Genomic DNA, 22479 nt, shown 5'->3' with positions numbered 1-22479 from the left:
TGAACGATTTTTAAAAATGCAGTGCGATTTTTGCTGTCGCGTCCAAAGCTGCTTCCTTGATCGCTTCCGCGAAAGTCGGATGCGCGTGTGACATTCTTGAAATATCTTCGGCACTTGCACGGTATTCCATGGCGGTAACGGCGGCCGCAATCATGTCAGCAGCGCGGGCTCCGATCATGTGAACGCCCAAAACCTCATCGGTTTTTTCGTCGGCAATAATCTTTACAAATCCGTCAAGATCACCTGAAGCACGGCTTCTTCCCAAAGCACGCATCGGGAAATTTCCTACTTTGATGGCTACGCCTTCCGCTTTCAGCTGTTCCTCGGTTTTTCCGACTGCAGCAACTTCCGGCCAGGTGTAGACTACGCCCGGAATTAAATTATAATTGATGTGGGGTTTCTGGCCCGCAAGCTGTTCAGCTACCAAAACTCCTTCTTCAGAAGCTTTGTGCGCCAACATTGCACCTGCCACCACATCACCGATGGCGTAAATATTGGATACGTTTGTCTGTAAATGTTCATTGGTTTTCACTCTTCCTCTTTCATCAAGATCAACCCCTGCTTTTTCGAGGGAAAGTCCGTCGGTATACGGTTTTCTGCCTACAGAAACCAAAACGTAATCGCCTTCCACAACTACTTCAGCACCTTTTTTGTCTTTCGCGGTCACTTTTACCGTGTCGCCGTTTCTTTCCACGGCCTGAACCGCAGTTGAAAGCATGAACTTCATGCCCTGTTTCCGTAAAACTTTGTTGAGTTCTTTTGATAATGAACCGTCCATGGTTGGGATGATCTTATCCATGAATTCAACCACCGTTACTTCAGAACCCAATCTTTTATAGACGGATCCCAATTCAAGACCGATAACTCCACCGCCGATTACAATCAGATGTTTCGGAATTTCCTTCAAGTTCAGTGCTTCTGTAGAGGTAATCACCCTTTCCTTATCGAGTGTAATGAAAGGCAGTGAGCTGGGTTTTGAACCCGTTGCGATGATGATATATTTTGAGTCGATGGTTTCAGAAGAACCGTCGTTTTTAGTGACTTTTACCTGAGTTGAGGATTCAAAACTTCCCACTCCTTCAAAGACCGTAATTTTATTTTTGTCCATGAGGAAGGTGATGCCTTTCGTTGTTTGGTCAACCACTTCATTTTTTCTTGCGACCATTCTGGCCAGATCTGCAACCGGTTCATTGATCATGATTCCGTGATCAGCGAAATGATGTTTTGCATTTTCGAAATGTTCAGAACTGTCCAGAAGTGCTTTTGAAGGAATACAGCCCACATTTAGGCACGTTCCACCCATCGTCGGATATTTCTCAATAATGGCGGTTTTGAAACCTAACTGTGCGCAGCGGATTGCCGCTACATAACCTCCGGGACCGGAACCGATTACGGTAACATCGAATTGACTCATCTTTATTTTTATTTTTATTTGACAATTTAAGTTCCACAAAATTACAAAAATTTTGGGTGCAGCCAGCAAAAACGGGTGAGATTTCGCCTTAAAATACCGAATACCAAAGCGTCATATGAAGAAAATATAAAGCCGGGAAATAAGATCAGAACATCCTTCCGGCGAACTCACGGGTACTCTCAGTCTGACTCAATTATACATAAAGTACGCACTTTCTATACACAATCCATACTTTAGATATACTTCAGATATGGCTCAACAATGGCTCAATCTCAGGAAAAGATTTGCCAGAAAGGGATAACGAGGTTTAAAAACCAAAAACAAGTACTGAACTAGAGAATATTTTCTGAAGAGTCAAAACAAACCGCGTTTTTTCGGCTATGCGTTTTTATCAGTTCGCTACATCAGAAATAAATTTAATCCGCAGCATCCGCACTTCTTCATCGCTGAGTTCATCGCCAAATTCCGCTAACAGGACTTTCATGCTGTCGCTTTCAGATTCGCCCATAAACTCCATGAACTCTTCAACGATATCCTCATCAAAATTCTCATCGATATAATAATCGATATTGAGTTTTGTTCCCTGGTAGACAATCCTTTCCATTTCCTTGAGCAAATCGTCCATGGATAGATTCTTTGCTTTCGCGATGTCCTCCAGGTCAATTTTTTTATCGGTATTCTGAATGATGAACACCTTGTGACTCGATTTATTGGCCACCTGTTTGAGGACCATGTCCTGGGTGCGCTCAATATTGTTTTCGTCTACATATTTTTTGATGAACTCTGCAAATTCTTTCCCGTATTTTTTGGCTTTGCCTTCGCCCACGCCGTAAATTTTCCCGATTTCCTCTACGGTGACGGGATACTGAACCGTCATGTCTTCGAGGCTCGGCTCCATAAACACGGTGTACGGTGGAATCCCATGTTTTTTGGCCACTTTTTTCTGAAGTTCCTTCAACTGGCCAAACAATACCTGATCCAGCGCACCGCTTGCCTGCACCTGTACCTGATCTGAATCGGCCTTGGTCTGAGCCAGATCATACTCGCGGTCTTCGGCAATGAGGAAAGGAGTCTTGTCCTTGCCTTCAATTACTTTATGTCCGTTCTCGGTAAGCTTCAGAACGCCATAGGTTTCAATGTCTTTCTGCAAAAAATTCTGCACCGTTGCCTGACGGATGATGGATTTCCAGAAATTCTCCACCTGGTTTTTTCCGATGCCGAAATGTTTTGTGGTTTCCAGTTTATAGGATTTCGTTACCGAGTTTTCCTTCCCGGAAATCACTGCAATAAGGTCTTTTGTACGGAATTTCTCTTCAAGATCTTTCACAAGACTTAAGACCAGTTTCAGTTCTTTCGTGGCATCCTTTAATGCCGGCGGATTCACCGAATTGTCACACATCAGTGCCCCTGCGCCATGTACCGGATCAAACTGCTCTCCAAAATAGTTGAGCAAATACTGCCTTCTGCTCATTGAAGTTTCGGCATAGCCCACTACTTCATTCAGCAGCTGAAGACCGATTTCGCGTTCCGAAACGGGTTTCTGTGCCAGAAATTTTTCAAGTTTTTCAATGTCTTTCGGATCATAAAAAGCCACACAAATTCCTTCGCCGCCGTCTCTTCCAGCTCTGCCCGTTTCCTGATAATAGCTTTCCAGCGATTTAGGGATGTCGTAATGGATCACAAAACGCACATCGGGCTTGTCGATTCCCATACCGAACGCGATTGTGGCCACGATTACATCGGCTTCTTCCATCAAAAATTTATCCTGGTTTGCCACGCGGGTTTTCTGATCCAAGCCAGCATGGTAAGGCAACGCGTTGATTCCGTTCACCTGCAGAAGCTGGGCAAATTCCTCTACTTTTCTGCGGCTCAGGCAATATACAATTCCGGATTTTCCTTTATGCTGATTGATGAATTTCACAATTTCGCGGTCGACATTCACCTTGGGTCTCATCTCATAAAAGAGATTTGCCCGGTTAAAACTTTCCTTGAAGACCAAAGCGTTGGACATTCCGAGTGTTTTCTGGATATCGTCCTGCACTTTCGGTGTTGCGGTAGCCGTTAAGGCAATTACAGGAACATCGGCAATTTTATCGATGATAAGCTTCAGGTTCCGGTATTCGGGTCTGAAATCGTGGCCCCATTCCGAGATGCAGTGTGCCTCATCAATGGCGACAAAAGAAATTTTAACCTCTTTCAGAAATTCCAGATATTCTTCTTTGATTAAAGATTCTGGGGCAACATAGAGCAATTTTGTTCTGCCTGCTTTGATATCATCAAAAACCTGTTTCGTCTGTGTTTTATTGAGAGAGGAATTCAGTACGTGTGCCACTCCTTCGTTGGAGGAAAGGCCGTTCACTGCATCCACCTGATTTTTCATGAGAGCGATTAAGGGTGAAACGACGATTGCCGTACCTTCAGAAATGAGTGCAGGAAGCTGGTAACAGAGGGATTTTCCGCCACCCGTTGGCATAAGGACAAAAATGTCTTTGCCCTCCAGTAAATCCTTTATAATTTCTTCCTGATGTCCTTTAAATGTAGAGAAGCCGAAATATTTTTTTAGTTCCTTCGATAAATCGGCGGTATGTGTTTTCATCTGTAATTTTTCAATTGATTCAGCAATGGGAACCGATGGGTTTAAGGCAACACCAAAAAATTAAGGTGACCGTTCCGCATCTGAAATTGTTTGCTAAATTTGCATATTAATCAAAGTTAAAAAATAAAAGTTGAAACAGAAAATATCCAACTTTATTTTGATGATGGTTTAAAGAAAAGATTAACGTACCTTATAGCAATAAGACCCTCATTTCCAAACTACAAAAATGAACAGACCCGACCTTCTGCAGATTGCCAAAAACGCTGTTTCCATTGAAATCACTGAACTTGAAAACCTCAGAAACCGTCTCGACGAAGATTTTCTGAAAGCCGTGGAGATCATTCATACTTCAAAAGGAAAATTGATTATCGTAGGAATCGGCAAATCTGCACATGTTGGAAACAAGATTGTGGCCACTTTAAACTCCACCGGAACGCCATCACAGTTTCTTCATGCCTCCGAAGCGATCCACGGCGATTTAGGTGTGATCCAGAAGACCGATGTGGTGCTCTGCATCTCGAACTCGGGAAATTCGCCTGAAATCGTTACGCTTCTCCCTTTTTTAAAGGATTATTCTTCTGCGTTAATCGGCATGACGGGAAATTTAAAGTCGAAACTGGCTGAATTTTCGGATGTCGTCCTTAACAGTTCGGTAGAAAAAGAAGCATGCCCCATCAAACTGGCGCCGACCAGTTCAACGACCGTACAGATGGCTTTGGGAGACGCTCTGGCGGTTTGCCTCATGGAACTGAACGGTTTTCAGGAACACGACTTCGCTAAATTTCATCCGGGTGGAAACCTCGGAAAAAACCTGACGGCAAAAGTAGGCCAGTTCCTTTCTTCCCAAAAACCTCAAGTACCGGAAAATGCCGGAATCCGGGATATCATCATATCGGTGAGCGCTTCCACGCACGGAATTACTGTAGTGACCGATGCAGAAAATATTACAGGGGTCATTACCGATGGCGATCTGCGCAGAATGCTCATGAGTGAAAAGGATGTTTCAGCAATTACTGCAAAAGACATTATGAGCCGCAATCCGAAGAGTGTGGATAAAAATACATTGGCCAAAGAAGCCATGCAGATCTTAAAGGAAAGAAACATCGGCCAGCTTATTGTTACGGACCACGGGAAATACTTTGGAATCATCGATATTCACAGATTGCTGGATGAAGGAATCGGTTGATGCAAGCCTAAAGCGACAAGGTAAAAGAACAACTGGGAAGGATTGCGCAGTACGAAATATGGGGGCTGAAGTGAGAAGGATGAGATGAATCCGGGATCAGTGGGAATATTGATGGATATTTTCTTTAATTTCGCCGGAAGAAGAGCAGCAGAGATCAACTATAAATAAAAAAATTCGTGAAAGAGGTAAAAGAAATGTCCTTTTGGGGACACATCGGAGAATTAAGAGGGCACCTGATCCGGTCCCTTATTGCTGTAATCGTGGCCGCTGTGCTGATTGGTTATAATATTAACTGGATCATGGATCATATTTTTTTCGGACCTACGCGAAACAACTTTCCTACTTTCCGTGTTGTCAACCATTTTTCGCGGATGATTCTGGGCGAAGACAGCATCCACCTTCCGAAAGAATTTCCGGTACGGGTTCAGAAACTGTATCAGCAGTTCAATGTAATGATGGCGGTTTCGCTTTTTGGCGGAATGGTTCTCGCATTTCCATATATGGTTTGGGAACTCTGGCGTTTTATTTCTCCAGCGCTGCATCCGAAAGAAAGAAAAAACTCAGTGTTCATGATTAATTTTGTTTGGATCCTTTTCTTAACAGGCATACTTGTGGGTTATTTCATGATCCTTCCTTTTGCCATTAATTTTGGGGTGATTTTCAAGATTTCCGACATTATTGTACCGCTTTATGACCTTTCCGACTATACCACCCTCTTTCTCCAGGTAGTTCTGGGGATGGGTGTGATCTTCCTTTTTCCGGTGATTGTTTATTTTCTGACCAATATCGGTATTCTGACGCCGGTTTTTATGAAAACCTACCGCCGGCACGCCATTGTTCTGATTATGGTTGTGGCCGCTATTATTACTCCGGCCGATGTGCTGAGCATGATGATGGCCGCACTCCCACTGCTGCTACTCTATGAATTCAGTATTATCATGAGCGGATATACCTTCAGAAGACTGCAGAAAAAGGAGCATCTTCCGACGACAACTTCGTAAAAGGAGCGGAAAAAGGTCTGCGTGTTTTAAAAAATTCTATATTTGGTATTCAATTCTTTAAAATGAACAGATTTTCGCTTTTATTTTTAGCCGTTTCGGCGGGGATGTTTGCCCAAAATTTCACGAAAGAGGATTCGCTGAAAGGTTCTGACACGAAATTCCGGAACTTCTGGGATGTCAAAAAATATGAACTTTCCGTAGAACCGTATTTTGAAAAAAGATCGGTTTCAGGTACGAATACGATTACTTTTGAGATCACGAAGGACATCAGCCGGCCCGTATTCCAGATCGATCTTCAGCAACCCATGGATTACAAAATCATTGGAGGAGGAAATAAACTTTCTTCCAGACGCGAAGGTGATTTCATTTATATTGATGCTGACCGATCCTATAAAAAAGGAGAGGTGCATTCCTTTACCATTCAGTTCTCGGGAAAACCACGCGTGGCAAAAAATGCACCGTGGGACGGCGGATGGGTTTTTGAAAAAGACCAAAATGGACACCCGTTTATGAGTGTTGCCCAGGAAGGAATTGGCGCTTCGGTATGGCTGCCTGTAAAAGATCTCTGGAGCGATGAACCCGACAACGGCGTCGTAATGAAGATCATTACCCCGAAAGATTTAACGGGGGTCGGCAACGGAAGGCTTATTTCGAAAACGACCGAAAAAGATAAAAACATATTTACGTGGGAAGTTAAAAATCCCATCAACGCCTACTCTATTGTTCCAAATATCGGGAAATATGTGAACTTCAAAGATACTTACAACGGCGAAAAAGGGAAACTCGATCTGGATTACTGGGTCTTGGACTATCAGCTTGCAAAAGCCAAAAAACAGTTCACACAGGTGAAGCCGATGCTTAAAGCATTTGAATACTGGTTCGGGCCCTATCCTTTTTATGAAGACTCCTATAAACTTGTCGAAAGTCCATATCTCGGTATGGAACACCAAAGCAACGTTGCGTATGGTAACCAGTATGAGAATGGATATTTGGGCAGAGATCTATCTGGGACTGGAGTCGGGATGAACTGGGATTACATCATCGTTCACGAAAGCGGACATGAATGGTTTGCCAACAGCATCACCGCTAAAGACCAGGCCGATATGTGGATTCATGAAGGTTTCACAGACTATTCCGAGACGCTATTTACTGAAAATTTCATGGACAAAAATGCAGCAGAACGCTATGTTCAGGGAATCCGTCTCAACATTCAGAACGATGAACCTATTATCGGACAATACGGTGTACGAAATGAAGGCAGCGGAGATATGTATTTCAAAGGCGCCAATATGCTGCACACGATCCGGCAGGTCATTAACAACGATGAAAAATTCCGACAGATTCTCAGAGGCCTGAACAAGGATTTCTATCACCAGACCGTCACCACACAGGAAGTGGAAAACTATATTTCCAAAAAATCGGGAATCGATTTTTCTCCTGTCTTCAACCAGTATTTAAGAACCACGCAAATTCCGGCGCTCCTCTACATCCAAACCGGTGACACACTGGAATTTTGGTACGACAATGTTGTGGAAGGATTCCACATCCCGTTAAGACTCAGAAATAACCAAACCATTTATCCTACAACTGAAAGACAGACTGTAAAAATCACCGGCGGAAAACCCGCAGAATTTGACCCGAACTATTACGTTCTTTACCGTCAGGTCTATCAGAAAAAAAATTAATTAAATTCAGGACTTCATTGTGATTCTGAAAACAGTGCCCTTACCCACTTCGGTTTGGGCAACTTTTATATCACCTTTATGGTATTCTTTCATAACCCGCTTGGCCAATGACAAACCAAGGCCCCACCCCCGCTTTTTAGTTGAAAATCCCGGTTTAAAAACATTCCGCGCCTGCGACCCATTCATTCCGGAACCGGAGTCGCGGAAATCGATGATGACATTTTTATTTTTTTCGTACATCTGAATTTCCAGTTTGCCGAGACCTTTCATCGCATCTACCGCATTTTTCACGAGATTTTCGATGACCCAGCTCAGTAGAATCCTGTTGTGCGGAATCAGGATCTCCCCTTTCGGCATCCGAAGCGTGAACTCTACTTTGGAAGAAATCCTTGTTCTGAGATAGTTGAAATTCTGCTGAACCGTTTCATTCAGATTCAGGTCGTTCAGTTCCGGAACCGAGCCGATTTTTGAAAACCTTTCAGAAATCGTACGCAGGCGGTTGATGTCTTTTTCAATTTCCTTTACGCCTTCGCTGTTCTGGTTTTCCATCCGCAGGATCTCGATCCAGCCGATCATCGAAGAAAGCGGCGTACCGATCTGGTGAGCTGTTTCTTTGGCCAGACCGGCCCAAACATAGCCTTCATCGGTTTTTTTCACGGTCCGCAGAAACCAGAAAGAAAAAATCAGATAGAGAAAAATCAACACCCCTAAAATATATGGTGAATACTGCAGATTATTCAGCAACAATGAATTGTCGAAATATACAAACTGATTGTTTCCACTCGGAAATTTGAGTTCAATCGGCGGATAGGTGCGGGACATTTTCACTGCCAGCTCCTGAATTTTTTTGGTGTCATTCTCTATATTTCGAGGAAGGTTACGGTGGTCAATAGGCCTCCCGTTTTTATCGGTAATGATGACCGGAATCGTTTGATTGGAGGTATAAATCTGGAGCACGAGATCCTGTACCAGCGGATCCGGCGCCACCACATCCTGCTGGTATTTGATGGCGTTAGCCAGTAAATCAATCCTTTTGATCTCCTCTTTTTTGAGGTAATTGATGAGGATGGTCAGCGCAAAAACGAGGGTCGTGACCACCACCGTAAAAAGGATGAATACAAACCAGTTGTTAAATCTTGAAAAAAAATTTCTCCGTCTCATCTATTTTAATTCGTTCAGTATTTTATACAGGGCGCCGCTGATGTCGCCACCCTGATAATTATTGATGATGGCTGCAAACACGTATTTTTTTCCGTTGGCAGCAGTATGGTAGCCGGCGAAGGATTTGGTGTCCTTCATCGTGCCGCTTTTCATCATCATGCCGTTGGTCTGGGTCGGAAATCCTTCATGAAAATCATTGAACCACGGCTGTTTCTTCGCATACAGCAACGCCTGAACCTCCGCCCGTGCCGAAACGTAATTCTGGGGCGAAAGGCCGCTGCCATCCGCAAAATTGATCATCGCGGCATTGATCCCTTTGCTTTTCCAAAACTCTTTCATAAAATCGATGCCTGCATCAAAACTCCCCGTATTTTTTTTCTCTTTTCCGAGGGTCTTTACGAGCGTTTCGCCGTAGAGATTCACACTTTTGCGCAGAAACCAGTAGATGATTTTGTCGAGCGTCGGTGATCTGTATTCCAACAAAATATTGTTTTTGGGTGCGGTCTGCATTTTTTCGCCGTTGATTTTCTCCTGACTAACGGAGGTCACTTTTCCGGTAAAATCAATTCCTGATTCCTGCAGCCATTTTTTAATTTCATTTCCCAAAGTCAGTGGCGGATCAGGTGTAGCGCCTGAAACGGTAATGGCTTTTGAAGGAAGGGTACCGTTGATATAGGCCACCGCAGAGTGCGGAGCGGTAAAAATGAGGCTCTGATCGGAACTTCCTGCGGTTTTGGCTTCGTTCACCCATTTTACACCGGGCAGGTCTACATTAAAACTTTTTATATCGTTGCCGTTCATATTGATGTCGAACTGATTTTCGCGCCAGTTGATACCCCAAACGCCGGCTCCATAATAATTTCCCATATCATTCCATGGCCAGCCGCCGGGAACCGTCTGGAAATCAAAATAAGAATCATCGATAATCAGGTCTCCCGAAATTTTTGAGATCCCTTTATTTTTAAGAGCTTCTATGAGTTTCTGTCTGAAATTTTCAGGTTTGTAGCCATCGAAACGCCAGCTTCCCAAAGTCGGGTCGCCGGTGGAAAAGATAAAAAGATTTCCGTTCAGGCTGCCTTTCTCCACCGTGCCGGAAAAAGAGGAAGTGGTTTTAAAGGTGTAGGTACTTCCCAAAGTTTCGAGTGCACAGGCGGCCGTAAAAATCTTCTGCGTGGAGGCAGTTGAAAGACCTCTGTTGCCCTGATATTCATAAACAAAATTTCCAGCATCATCGGAAATATAAAGGGAAAGCGACGATGAATAGGCAGGTGCAGAACTGAGAAGATTTTTAGTGGCTGCATCCATTTTCTGGGCAATATCCTGGGAGAATATGAGTTGGGAACACAAGAACAGGGCGGCAAAAATCTTTTTCATTCAGTCTATTTTAGTCAAATATAATGAAAAGATCGTTATACTAGTTCAGCGCGCTCCCCGGTTCGATTTCGTGCGGTTCAATGCCTTTTTCAAAAATGCGGGTTTTTTCCGAACCTTCCACGGTAATGCGGTCGCCGTTGCAGCGGATCCAGTTTCCTTCGCGCAAACCGACCACTTTGGTGTCGTTCTGGGTTAAAAATTCTCTGATGCGTGTCTCGCGGGTTTCCCCATTGTGCTTTAGATCCGGACTTGGATCCAGATAATGCGGATTGAGGTTGAAAGGCACCAGTCCCATCGTGTCGAAACTGGGCGGATAGACAATCGGCATGTCGTTCGTGGTTTTCATGTTGGGTCCACCAATGTTGGAACCGGCGCTGGCTCCCAGATACGGTTTGCCTTTTTTTATATTTTCTTTCAGAATCTGCATAAGGTTTTCTTCGTGAAGCGTCTTTACGAGAAGAAAGGTATTTCCGCCGCCTGTAAAAAATCCCTGAGCGCTTTCAACCGCTGCTTTTTTATCTTCAAATTCGTGCAGTCCGCGCACATTGATACCGATTGTTGCAAAAAATTCCGCTGCTTTTGCCGTATAATCTTCGTGGGAAATTCCGCCCGGCCGCGCAAAGGGAATGAATATGATTTCATCAATTCCATTAAAAAGTGTGGTGATTTCTGAACGGAGGTATTCCAGGTAATTTCCGCCGAAAAGCGTGGAGGTGGATGCGAGGAGGAGATTCATGTGTTGGATGTTAGGTGTGTAAAATTAAAGAATTTTAGTGATGGAAGGAAATCCGGAGCCGGTTTTAGCCCGGATTGGAGGGGAAATCCTTTTTTTTGGGGTTCAGGCTCGGCCTGCGGCCGCGCCTGAACCCCAAAAAAAAGATTGTAACGGAAAGCCGGACTGCACCTGATACCATCCCTTCACTTGTTGCTCCTGAAAAATTGAATTATCTTTGCATCAATCTAAAAAAAAGAAACATGAAATTTTTTATTGACACTGCAAATCTGGATCAGATCCGGGAAGCGCAGGATCTTGGGATTCTGGACGGCGTTACGACCAATCCGTCGCTGATGGCGAAAGAAGGCATCAGCGGGACTCAGGCGATTATGCAGCATTACAAAACCATCTGCGAGATTGCGGACGGCGATATTTCTGCAGAAGTACTGTCGACCACTTATGAAGAAATGATTAAGGAAGGTGACGAACTCGCAGCGATCCACCCGAATATAGTGGTGAAAATCCCCATGATTAAAGACGGGATCAAAGCGTTGAAATATTTTTCCGACAAAGGGATCAAAACGAACTGTACGCTGATTTTTTCTGCAGGACAGGCCCTTTTGGCGGCCAAAGCAGGAGCCAATTATGTGTCTCCGTTCCTTGGCAGACTCGATGATATTTCGGTAGACGGCATGAACCTTATTGAAGAAATACGACTGATTTATGACAATTATTATTTCGGCACCGAAATTCTGGCGGCGTCTATCCGTTCGCCGATGCATATCATCAACTGTGCAAAAGTAGGAGCAGATGTGATCACATCTCCCCTTTCCTCAATTCTGAGCCTGCTTAAGCATCCTTTAACAGACAGCGGACTGGCGCAGTTTGTTGCTGATGCGAAGAAACTGTCGTAAGCAGCCCATCAATATCACAGAAAATCCTGAACATTGCTGTTCAGGATTTTTTATTTATCATAAGGCTTTTGAAACTCGCCGGAATTTTATTACCAATTAAATCATTTGAGTAGGTCCAATTCCAGAATATTATTATTTTTCTGATTTTCTGCTTTCTGATTACGGTCCCTGTCGCGTAAAACTTTTTCAATGTCCAATACCTTGCCCGTTTCATCGGTCATCGTCACTTTTCTTCCGGATGTCATGATCTGGCGGATCTCCTGCGAAGGATTTTCGCGGTTTACCATAAACAGCTTTTTATAGGCGGCTGCATTTACTTTTATGAGAGGTTGTACATGAGCTTTATCTGCCTCGAAGCTCCATTTCATCTCTCCTGGGAATTTTGAAACGGATTTTATTTCAAATACATGGGTGTTTTTATCATCTGCAATTTTCAAAATAAGACCGGGAAGACCGTGAAATTTGTATGGCCCATCCTGAATCGGAATTTCGGTGGTAAACCACGCAGTCCAGTTTCTTCCGAAAAGTTTGATCGTTGCTTTTTGCACGCTGAATTCTCCGATCGTTTCTTTTTCGGGCAGAATTTTCCAGGTCATCTTTCTGTCGTCATTCACCTGATATTCATTCATGCCGATTTGGTCAAAAAAAGTGATGCTGAAGTCGGGATAACGCTTTTCGACCACCGTGGTGATCTGTCCAAATTTAATTCCCTTAAAATCAAAATTCCCCGGATTGGTTTTCAGTCGCGCCGCCATTACCGAATCTGACTTCATTCTGTCGATGCTAAGAAATTTGGAGCCTTCAGGGGAAACATCCAGAACCATCATTTCCTTTTTGCCAGAGTCCCTATCGGTTGAATCCAGTATAAAACGGTATTCGTAGAGGAACCTTTGGTTCTGTGCGCTTGAGAAAACCCCGAAAAGGAGAAAAAGCAAAACGAAATTTTTCATTGTAAAATTTTTATGAAGATAGAAAAAAATCCCTGACCGCAGTTCATATGACGGGAGACAAAGGATGACGCCAGTGGTATTTTTAGTCTTGACAGAAACCATTTATACTACGTAATAATTTTCTGAAAAACGTAAATTTCTATCACAAAACCGAGAGCAGCCCATCGACCAGATTGATCAGCAGTTTGAAAATAAAGATAATCATATTAAGCTTTGGTAGAATTAGAAATCTTTTTTCGCACCGAAATTCTGGCGGCCTCTATCGCCGATGCATATCATCAACTGTGCAAAAGTAGGCGCTGACGTAATTATATCGCCTCTTTCCTCAATTCTGATCCTGCTTAAGCATCCTTTAGCGGACAGCGGACTGGCGCAGTTTGTGGCAGATGTAAAAAAGTTTTCTTAAGTTAGTTACTTCCCATAAATAAAAGCAAGACCTAGGAATTAAATTCCCGGGTCTTGTTTATTTTGTAGTGATTTCAATCCTGTCGAGTTTTGATTTATTGCTGTCGCCTGTGCGAGCAAAAGTGAGTGTTTTGATATTGCTTGCTTTTTTATTTTCCATCATCAATTGATCTGCGCTAAATCTATCAAATTCATCAGGTGAGACCTGCTTTCCGTTCACGTACAATTTTGAATGGTTCAAATCTGTAACAACGGGACGAGCAGGAAGCATCTTTTCAGAAAGCACTTTTCCGGCAGCATCGTAAATTAAGACGGAGGATACATCAGCTTTTAAAATTGCAATCTTAAAATTCTGAGATTTGCGCTTCTCCTCTTGGCGTTTTTCAGCTGCGATCTGCATTCTTTCTGCTTCCTTTCTCATTTCGCCAATTTCTTTATCAGAATAAATCCTGTTTATATCCTGACTTATCTTAAACCTTTTGGTTTCCTGTAAATAGGCGGTTCTTTTGTTAGCTTCTTTTGCTTCTGCATTTCTGATTCTTTCTTTAAACTGCGGAGAATTCAACAGTTTTCTTGCTTTTTCTGCATTTTTCTCGGCGTTTCTGAGCTTTCGACGAAATGCAGGGGTGTTTACTGTTTTCCTCAACTCTTCTGCTCTTTCTTCCACTTCCCTGAGCCTTGCCTTAAATTCCGGTGAATTCAGCATTTTAGCGACTTCGCCGGATTTCATTTCTGCTTCTTTCAGTTTCAGGGCGAAAGATTCCGAGTTCATTAATTTTTCGAGTTCCACAAGACTTCTGTCTAAGCTTCCCTGCTCTGGTTCCGACTTCAACAGATCATCAAGCCTGCTGCTGAGTTCACTTATTTCCTTTCCCAATTCCTGTAAACGGGGATTGTTGAAATCTTTCTTCTCCGCCAGTTCCTGCAGTTCTCTGCTTTTAGTCTGAAGGCGCTCGCTGATTTCCATGGTCTTCTTATTCGGACTGCCCGGTTTTTGAGAGGATTTTATATCCGTTTTTTGGGAATCCGGCTTCAGTTGCTGCGAGGACTGTGGTTTTATGGTATCTTTTTTCATGGTTTCACCCCGTTGCGTGATCAGCATATTGACCTCTGCAATCTCTTTGTTTTTTGCATTTACCATATATGCGAATGTCAGGAGAAACAGGATCGGCAATGCAAGGATCTTCCGTGCATATCCAAATTTTGTTTTTGATTTTTTAAGCATGATTAATCTTTTTTTAAGGTTAGAAGATAAAAAGGGGCTCGTGGCCGGAAGATGATTTCCGGAAAAATGGCTGGCCAGCAGCATCTGCGCAAATGCTTTCGTGTCGGAATTTTTAAGGGCTTTCTTATCAGCGAGATATTCGTGGATCAGGCTGAGCTCTTTGCTGATCACAAAAAATACAGGATTGACCCAGAATACAGCAGTCACTACTTCCATGAACATTTTATCCCAGGAGTGTCGCTGCTCCATATGAACCATTTCATGTTTCAGTATCTGGCGTCCCAGATCCGAACTGATGGGTATTGAAATCTTCCAGAAGAGGTTCCGGAAAAATGAAAACGGAGCATTCTGTAAATCGGTCTGGTAAAATTTTATGCCTTCAAAATTTTCCACCGGATAGGTTTTTCTGATCCAGTAAATTTTCAGAATACCGGCCGTAAGTCTGATCAAAAAAATGACAGTAACCAGTCCAACAAGGAGAAAAGCAATTTTAAAATAAAAGTGATCATCGCTTATAGCTTTGCTTGAATTAAATATATCTAAAGTATTATTCAATAATCGGCTGCCGCTTTTTATTTCCATTGTGAAATAACTCAATTTCAACAGTGGGAGCAATAAGCTTATCACCACTGTGGCCAAGAGATAGAAACGGTTGTATTCGTGAAACGTCCGGTCTTTCAGAAACACTTTATAATACATAAACATTACACCCGAAGTCAAAAAAACTTTCAAGATGTACAACAGCAGCGGTTCCATCAGTCTTTGTTTTTAAGTTCATTAAGCAGCATTTCAAGATCCTCCACACTCAGTTCATTTCTTTCGATGAGGAAAGAAACCGCGTTTGTATAGGATCCTTCAAAGTAATTTTTCACGAGGCTTTTCATCGATTTTCCGCTGTATTTTTCTTTCGTGACCAACGGAAAATACTCATGCTGCCTCCCGAAAACTTTATAATCCACAAAATCTTTATCTTTTAAGACTTTCAGGATTGTTGACACGGTATTGGTGTGCGGTTTAGGGTTGGGAAAAAGCTCCAGAATGTCTTTTAGAAAAGCTTTCTTGAGTTCCCACAAGTACTGCATTACCTGTTCTTCTGCTTTGGTGAGCTGTGTTATCTGCATATCACTATCTATTTAGTTATACAAATATAAGATAAAATTTCTCTCGTACAACTATTTTAATAGTGATAACACTGTAAAACACATAAGGTATTGATAATCAAATAGAAAATGTCAGTTTTTCTTCAGCACTGCAAGATACTGGTCAATTTCATCTGTATACACGATTTCCGCTGACCAACCTTCTTCGCCCGCGGTTTTCTTCATGGTTCCCTGATCAATGTAGAGCCATTTGAACCAATCGGTTAAGGCTGTTCCGTAGTGGTAACGGCATTCCACTTCGCCGTAATAGTTTTGAGGAAATTCGAGGTCTTCATACATATAGGCAATATCGCATGAGTCAAAAATCAGGCTGCCGGATGGATTGAGGAGGCTGCTGCATTTTTTCAGAAAATCGCGAAATCCAGCCAGTGTGGAAGAAATTCCCACCCCATTCATGAGGAGTAGCAGTGTATCAAACTTTTCATCTTCCAGCTGGAAAAAATCTTTCAGTAGTACTTTTCTTAGCCCTCTCTGCTCCATGACTTCGCAAGATTTCGGAGATATTTCCAGTGCGGTGACATCAAGACTCTTTCTTTCAAGCTCCAGCGCATGTGAACCGGCGCCGGCCCCAATATCCAACACCCTTCCCCGGCATTCTTCAAGCGCTATCCGCTCCAGTTCGGGCATTTCTTCGGCAGTACGGAAATAAAGAGAAACCGGCATTTCAACTTCAGGCCCGAAGCGGTCTTCCACAAAAAGCCCTGCTGTGTTTTTTCCGTAATAAAAATCATGAATGGCCAGGCCGGGTAAATCAGTCATTTTTAAAGTATGAAGTATAAATTGGGATCTGTTTAGGCTTCCCTATCTTCATACAAAAATACGGAATTTTGAAGTATGAAGTGTGAAGTACAAATTTTGAGGTGTGCAGAATAAGGTTAGGGGTGTAAGTCTACTTGTTGACATTTTAATAAAAAAGAGAATCAGTTTCCTGATTCTCCTTTGATATATTGATTTGAAATATCTTAATTAAAAACCATTTTTATTTCCACGGATCAAGCACAACTTTAACACAGCCATCCTGTTTTTTGTCGAACATTTCATAGCCTTTGCTCACCTCATCCAAGGAAAGTTTATGAGTGATCATGTCATCAAGCACCACTTCTCCTGCCACCACATGATTCATCAGTTTGTCGATGATGGCATGTACCGGTGCCTGGCCTGCTTTGATGGTGAGTCCTTTGTCGAAGATCTGTCCCAGTTTGAAATTGTCATAATTTACAGGATATACCCCAAGAATTGAGATCCTACCGCCCCTTCTGACTGCACTCATACACGCTTCAAGTACTTTTATCGAACCTTTTTCAAAATTTATGGTGGCTTTTGCACGGTCGATCAAATCCCTTTCCGGTTCAAAACCCACTGCGTCAATACATAGGTCAGCCCCGCGACCGTCAGTCATATGACGGATTTCCTCTACGGTATCTTTGGCATTTTTCCAGAGCACGGTTTCGCATCCTGTTAGTTTTTTGATATGATCCAAACGGTACTGTAATGTATCGACTACAATTATTTTCTTCGGGCTGAAGAGGGCAGCGCTTTTTACTGCCATAATTCCGACAGGACCCGCACCAAATATGGCTACGGTTTCGCCGCCTTTGAGTTCACCCCACATTACTCCTGTATAGCCTGTAGGAAATATATCGGTGAGAAAGAGCACCTGTTCGTCCTTCATTCCTTCCGGAACTTTTCGCGGACCGTTATTGGCGTACGGCACCCGCACATACTGTGCCTGACCGCCGTTGTAGCCTCCGTATAAATCGGAATATCCAAACATTCCGCCGCCTTTTTCGGTGAGGATTCCTCCTTCCGGGCCGTAATTCTCGGGATTGCTGTTCTCGCAGCCTCCCGGAAGGTCATGGTCGCAGAAGAAACATCCGCCACAGGCAATCGGAAACGGTACTACCACTCTGTCCCCTACTTTTAGATTCGTGATGCTGCTGCCCACATCCTCCACAATTCCCATGAATTCGTGGCCCATGACCATTGGCCGGGCCTGCGGAATTCCTCCTGAATACATGTGAAGATCGCTTCCACATATCGCGGTAGAGGTTACTTTTAAGATGATATCCGACTGGTCTTCGATTTTCGGATCTTCAATGGTGTCACAGGTAATTTTACCCGGCGCGTGAAATACTGCTGCTTTCATAATGATTTATTTTAATGTAATTTGATTTAAAAGAAAAAAGCGGCAGAACAATACCACTCAGGCCAACGAAATTGGTTCGTCTGTACAAACGGGTATCAAACGATGTGCCTAATAGCGACGTAATGTATTATTTTTAGGGATATGTATTCTGACAAGCTAGTTTTTGGGGAAATCTTTAAAATAAGAAGTAGTGGGCGCGAATTACAGGATACGGTCTGGGTGTTGAATGCTGAAAGTAATTACTTGCTCGAAATCAAGAAATTAAAGGCAGGGTATTCTCTGTTTTCGGCAATGGATCAGGCAATTTTGTCTTTACCAAATATTCTTCCACTGTTAATCTTGCCATGAGATAGCTCACCGTGGATTCGGCACCCTGATTCAGGTTGATATAGTCCTCTTCCACGCCGTCGAAACAGCCACCCGTGCAAGGGTTGTAAACAATCCTATTCAGGTGGTTATTGCCGAGAAACCAGGTGAAGGCTGTGAACATCTTGTCTTTGTACTCCTTCACTTTAAAAGTCGTGTAAAATTCGCTTAGGGCCATTACGGTATAAGCCACATCAATGGCCTGCTCGCCACCTTGGTCTGAGTCATTTATTTCCTGACCATTGTGCAGCCAGCCTCTGTTTGAAATGACTTTAATTCTGTCTTCGGTAAAGATTTTTGCGATCAGAAAATGGAATGAATCTGCCGCAATTTCGCGGTATATTTCCTTATGGGTCATTCGCCAGGCAAAAAGCAAAGCTTCCGGGAGCAGACTGTTGGCATAGGTTAAATAACTTTCATACCACTGCCAGTTTTCATCGGCTTCGTGGCGGTACATCTGCACCAAACGATCGGCAAACAATTCCAGTCTTTGAATTTGTTGTAAAGAAGCGGTATTGACGTTGGCATAGTACAGACCTTTGATTATAAATGCCATTGCACGTGTAGAATGAATGCTTTGGCTATGCTCTAGAGCTTTGTCGAATAATTTTAGGGTTTCGGCAATCAGTTGAGCAGGGAGAATATGCCGCAAAGAAAGCAGGTATCCCAATGCCCATATTGCCCTGCCCGCAGCATCATCGAGGTTATCTTCCTCATTCTGTGCAGTAAAGTGTTTTTGCACATCCACATAATTCAAAAATCCTCCATTCTCCTGATAACAATACGAAATAAAGCGGAAGTAAAGTCTGATCAGCGCTACATCGATCTCTCTTCTGAAAAGTCTGTAATGGTGGCAAATGGCGATCAGCGCCCGTGCATTATCATCCAAAGTATAACCGGAATTGATATCGGGTCGGTTGATGACTGCAAACTGAATAATGCCAAAATCGACTGTAAGTCTATGAAGGTGATCGAGGTTGATTTCGGGGATCTTATAGTGGATTTCAGGGCGGCCGTTCAACACTTTTTTAAACAGCTGTACATGCGCAATTGCAGAATTCTCCCACGCTGTTGGCGCCATACGGTGAAGCCCGTTCAGGCTGATGCGGTTGCGAAAACCCTCATCGTCAAGCAGTTTTATTGCCTGCCTTGCAAGCTCAGAAGAATCATTAAAATCTATTATAATGCCGCATTCTTTCTTCAGCACTTCGCAGGCGTGCGGAATAGGCGTAGAGATAATGGGGCAGCCGCAGCTTACGGCGTAGGAAAAAGTACCGCTCACTGCCTGATTGGGATCGCTTGAAGTAAACAGATAAATATCGGTTAGCTGTAGATATTCGAGCAGAGTATCCAGTGTCACATATTCGTTGATGAAATGAACATTTTTATTCAGTTTCAGATCGCAGACCAACTGTTCCAGACCCTCGCGGTATTTTTCACCTTCGTGCTGCACGACTGACGGATGTGTTTTTCCTATAACAAGAAACAGTACATCGGGATGCTGTTGCGTAATTTCAGGTAAAGCCCTTAATGTAGTTTCGATCCTTTTGCCGGAACTCAGTAAGCCGAAAGTGGAAAGTATTTTGCGGCCTTGAAATCCATATTTTTCCTTTAATATATCCTTATCCGTATGTTTTACAAGATGGGTGCCGTGTGGTATTATACTGATCTTTTCTATTTCAATAAGATAATCGAGCTGTAAAATGTCGGCAGCAGCATCGGTCATCACTACCAACGAATCCGAAATTTCTGCAATATCCTGAATGTACTGCTGGATTTCGGCGCTTGGTTTCGGCAGAACCGTGTGAAAAACGACCACCAAAGGCTTTCTGAGGTTGTTTAGGAGTTTCAATAAATCTTTTTCATTGTGTCGGAACAATCCAAACTCGTGCTGCAGCACCACCAATTCTATGCGGTCAGAACTCTTGATTTTTTGTGCCAGCTTAAGGTACGAAGAAGGGTTCCGGGTCTGCAGCACCTCTATGACTTCCGTACTGTACCGGTGATGACAGCCATTTTCCAGTGCAGCCACTTTGATCTCGAAGGACTGGGCAAATTTATCGTTCATTGCTTTTATTAAATCCTGCGAATAGGTCGCAATGCCGCATTCTCTTGGAGGAAATGTGCTCAAAAAGAGCCACTGCGGTAATTTTTTTGTGGTCAGACAGCGCCGGGCGTTATCGCCGGGTCCTCTCCTCCACCTGTTCGGTTTCTCTTTCATGGGGCCAGTTTTAAAGCGTTCAGTTCATTTAATAATTCCGAAAGACGTACTGAGGCACAGGCAATATGTTCGTCTGCCGCTCCGTAGTAGATATACAAAGTATCATCATTGATCACCGTTCCTGTAGGAAAGCAAACATTATTCACCAATCCATGCTGCTCATAATTATATTCGGGTCTGAAGAGCGGATATGGCAAGCGGGCAATTTCATGCGCCGGATCCTCCAGATCCAGCAAGGCAGCACAAACACAGTACACATATCCTTCCACAGTGTCGTGAACGCCATGGTAAATCAGCAGCCAACCAGCTTCTGTTTCTATTGGCGGACAGCCACCACCGAGATAACTGACTTCATGATCATATTTTGGTGAAATCAGGATATGATCGCTGAATGTCAGCAGGAAAGCATCCCAAAAACTGTGCGTCAACTCACTGAGATCATGTACAGAAACAATCTGAATATCCGGTTTTATCCGGTGCAAAAAATACAATCTGCCGTTGACCCGGCGCGGAAAGAGTAATATATCTTTATCCCAAAGAAGAATCTTTTTACGGTCTTTTTTTGGAACCACGTACTTGCCGTTGAAACGGAAATATTTTTCATTCAGTTCCCCTCTTGATTCTGCCAGATGTTTGAATTCTTCATAAGAATATTGAGGAACGATAAGACCTCTTTTTTCCCAGATGACCAAATCCTGTGAAGTCGCCAGTGCACCCATTGCGTTCACCCCATCGAAGGCTGTATAAGTGAGGTAATAAGTATTTCCTATTTTAACAATACGCGGATCTTCAATGCCTTTTTTCTCGTATTCATATTGAGGAAAAAGAAGAGGAATCTCCATGCGGCTTTCCACTTTTAACTGATCCCTTATTCTGCAGTATCCAATACTTGAGTAATTGTCCTTTCCCAGTGCCCTGTAAAACATATGAACCGCACCCTCTTCATATAAAACGGCCGGATTCAAAACTCCTGAGCATTCAAAACCCAAAGTGGTTTTTTCGAGGATGATGCCTTCTCTTTTTACACGGACCATGACGTCTGTACTTACAAATTATTTTTCAATAAAACCTTCCTGCAGCATTTTCTGACGAATGGCGCCTGCAATTTCATCTGTTAATCTTACTACCCCTGCAGGATCATAGGTTTCAGTAATGCCTGACCAAATGATCTTATCGTCGGGAATAGAGTAAATCACCGTTTCGATGATGAACTTTGTTGTTACGGAATAATAACCAGGAGTGGTATAAAACGGCCAGTTCCTGTAATAATATCTACCGAAGTTATCGTAATACAGCGGATAATTATAATGCTGTGCGGGGACAAATATTCTCTCCTTGTCCACATCAACCAAACGCATTGTAACAGCCGCATCGAAACCATCATTTTTCAGTTTGTTCCGAAGTGCCTGTTCATCGCTTCTGTTAAAATTTTCGTCCAGATAGCTGTAAGAGGCAATCCCTTTTCCATCAAGATATTTTACCATTTCATCTTCTGTACGGCGACGATCGGTTTCATTTCTCAACATGGCGAGCACCAGAACTTTGGTCCACTCCCCAGCGTGAAGCTGTTTACCGGGCGCGCGCCAACTGCTGACAATCTGCGTGGAAGTGCAGGAATTCAGGAAAATTATTAAGAGGACAAGCAGGATTCTGAAGTTTAATGTTTTCATCGTATTTTATTTAAGATGTTTACAATTGGTATTGTTCAAAGTTCAGCAAACCTTGTCAAAAAAAGGATGACGGCTATCATACGTAACCATGATGTACGTCAGACTACCGGTGAATCTTCTGAAGGACTTATTGGGCTGAATTTGAAAACTCATAAATTATGAAGAGAAAAAGTGCAGAAGAGTCTCCATCATTTTTTAAGATGACCGGTATCATTATTTACTTCCCTTTGAATTCCGAACTTTACCAAATAAAATTCATAGATGATTGAAAACTGTTGTGAATTTTGTGT

17 protein-coding genes and 1 pseudogene are annotated in these 22479 nt (G+C 43.0%); 5 read left to right on the top strand and 13 right to left on the bottom strand.

Annotation, left to right across the window (positions count from 1 at the left end; translation table 11 throughout):
* Positions 1-10 precede the first annotated feature (10 nt).
* Positions 11-1414: a dihydrolipoyl dehydrogenase gene (lpdA, locus tag FUA25_RS01160; protein WP_147755066.1), complete on the bottom strand. Its 1404-nt coding sequence runs from the start codon at positions 1412-1414 to the stop codon at positions 11-13.
* Positions 1415-1805: 391 nt separating this feature from the next.
* Positions 1806-4010, bottom strand: coding sequence for a DNA helicase RecQ (gene recQ, locus FUA25_RS01155; RefSeq protein WP_147755065.1), 2205 nt, complete (start codon positions 4008-4010; stop codon positions 1806-1808).
* Positions 4011-4236: 226 nt separating this feature from the next.
* Here recQ and FUA25_RS01150 point away from each other — a divergent pair, with 226 nt between their 5' ends.
* The 3 genes from FUA25_RS01150 (at position 4237) to FUA25_RS01140 (ending at position 7882) form a co-directional block, all read left to right on the top strand.
* Positions 4237-5196, top strand: a complete 960-nt coding sequence (locus tag FUA25_RS01150; RefSeq protein WP_147755064.1) for an SIS domain-containing protein — start codon at positions 4237-4239, stop codon at positions 5194-5196.
* A gap of 176 nt (positions 5197-5372) precedes the next feature.
* Positions 5373-6197: a twin-arginine translocase subunit TatC gene (gene tatC, locus FUA25_RS01145; protein WP_185146629.1), complete on the top strand. Its 825-nt coding sequence runs from the start codon at positions 5373-5375 to the stop codon at positions 6195-6197.
* A 62-nt stretch (positions 6198-6259) separates the two neighbouring features.
* Positions 6260-7882: a M1 family metallopeptidase gene (locus FUA25_RS01140; RefSeq protein WP_147755063.1), complete on the top strand. Its 1623-nt coding sequence runs from the start codon at positions 6260-6262 to the stop codon at positions 7880-7882.
* 6 nt (positions 7883-7888) lie between these two features.
* Here FUA25_RS01140 and FUA25_RS01135 read toward each other — a convergent pair whose 3' ends face one another.
* The 3 genes from FUA25_RS01135 to pepE are packed head-to-tail and all read right to left on the bottom strand — an operon-like array spanning position 7889 to position 11153.
* Positions 7889-9043 carry a sensor histidine kinase gene (locus FUA25_RS01135; protein WP_147755062.1) on the bottom strand — a complete coding sequence of 385 codons (1155 nt, stop codon included), beginning with the start codon at positions 9041-9043 and terminating at the stop codon, positions 7889-7891.
* Entirely contained in the window at positions 9044-10417 is a 1374-nt protein-coding gene (gene dacB / locus FUA25_RS01130) for a D-alanyl-D-alanine carboxypeptidase/D-alanyl-D-alanine-endopeptidase (protein WP_147755061.1), read from the bottom strand.
* Between the two features lie 40 nt (positions 10418-10457).
* The gene (gene pepE, locus FUA25_RS01125; RefSeq protein WP_147755060.1) at positions 10458-11153 is read right to left on the bottom strand and encodes a dipeptidase PepE; all 696 of its coding nucleotides are present in this window, start codon (positions 11151-11153) and stop codon (positions 10458-10460) included.
* A gap of 239 nt (positions 11154-11392) precedes the next feature.
* Here pepE and fsa point away from each other — a divergent pair, with 239 nt between their 5' ends.
* Positions 11393-12046 carry a fructose-6-phosphate aldolase gene (gene fsa / locus FUA25_RS01120; RefSeq protein ID WP_147755059.1) on the top strand — a complete coding sequence of 218 codons (654 nt, stop codon included), beginning with the start codon at positions 11393-11395 and terminating at the stop codon, positions 12044-12046.
* 101 nt (positions 12047-12147) lie between these two features.
* Here fsa and FUA25_RS01115 read toward each other — a convergent pair whose 3' ends face one another.
* A complete protein-coding gene (locus tag FUA25_RS01115; protein ID WP_185146628.1) occupies positions 12148-12996 on the bottom strand; it encodes a GLPGLI family protein in 849 nt (282 codons plus the stop codon).
* Positions 12997-13264: 268 nt separating this feature from the next.
* Between FUA25_RS01115 and FUA25_RS13295 the strand changes: the two are divergent.
* Positions 13265-13402: pseudogene (locus tag FUA25_RS13295) on the top strand (fructose-6-phosphate aldolase); the annotation flags it as partial.
* 57 nt (positions 13403-13459) lie between these two features.
* Here FUA25_RS13295 and FUA25_RS01105 read toward each other — a convergent pair.
* From FUA25_RS01105 to FUA25_RS01075, 7 genes are all read right to left on the bottom strand, one after another.
* Positions 13460-15076, bottom strand: coding sequence for a M56 family metallopeptidase (locus tag FUA25_RS01105; protein ID WP_228411616.1), 1617 nt, complete (start codon positions 15074-15076; stop codon positions 13460-13462).
* Between the two features lie 305 nt (positions 15077-15381).
* A complete protein-coding gene (locus tag FUA25_RS01100; RefSeq protein ID WP_147755056.1) occupies positions 15382-15747 on the bottom strand; it encodes a BlaI/MecI/CopY family transcriptional regulator in 366 nt (121 codons plus the stop codon).
* 111 nt (positions 15748-15858) lie between these two features.
* Positions 15859-16545: a class I SAM-dependent methyltransferase gene (locus FUA25_RS01095; RefSeq protein WP_147755055.1), complete on the bottom strand. Its 687-nt coding sequence runs from the start codon at positions 16543-16545 to the stop codon at positions 15859-15861.
* 220 nt (positions 16546-16765) lie between these two features.
* Positions 16766-17932, bottom strand: coding sequence for a zinc-dependent alcohol dehydrogenase (locus tag FUA25_RS01090; protein WP_147755054.1), 1167 nt, complete (start codon positions 17930-17932; stop codon positions 16766-16768).
* A gap of 253 nt (positions 17933-18185) precedes the next feature.
* Positions 18186-20519 carry a glycosyltransferase gene (locus FUA25_RS01085; RefSeq protein WP_147755053.1) on the bottom strand — a complete coding sequence of 778 codons (2334 nt, stop codon included), beginning with the start codon at positions 20517-20519 and terminating at the stop codon, positions 18186-18188.
* A complete protein-coding gene (locus FUA25_RS01080; protein ID WP_147755052.1) occupies positions 20516-21553 on the bottom strand; it encodes a pesticidal protein Cry7Aa in 1038 nt (345 codons plus the stop codon). Before FUA25_RS01080 ends, FUA25_RS01085 begins: the two co-directional genes overlap by 4 nt.
* 18 nt (positions 21554-21571) lie before the next feature.
* Positions 21572-22189: a hypothetical protein gene (locus FUA25_RS01075; protein WP_147755051.1), complete on the bottom strand. Its 618-nt coding sequence runs from the start codon at positions 22187-22189 to the stop codon at positions 21572-21574.
* Between the last annotated feature and the right edge of the window lie 290 nt (positions 22190-22479).

The organism is Chryseobacterium sp., assembly GCF_008014695.1.
In the GTDB taxonomy this organism is placed as follows: Bacteria; Bacteroidota; Bacteroidia; order Flavobacteriales; family Weeksellaceae; genus Kaistella.
This window is presented reverse-complemented; position numbering and strand designations above follow the sequence as displayed.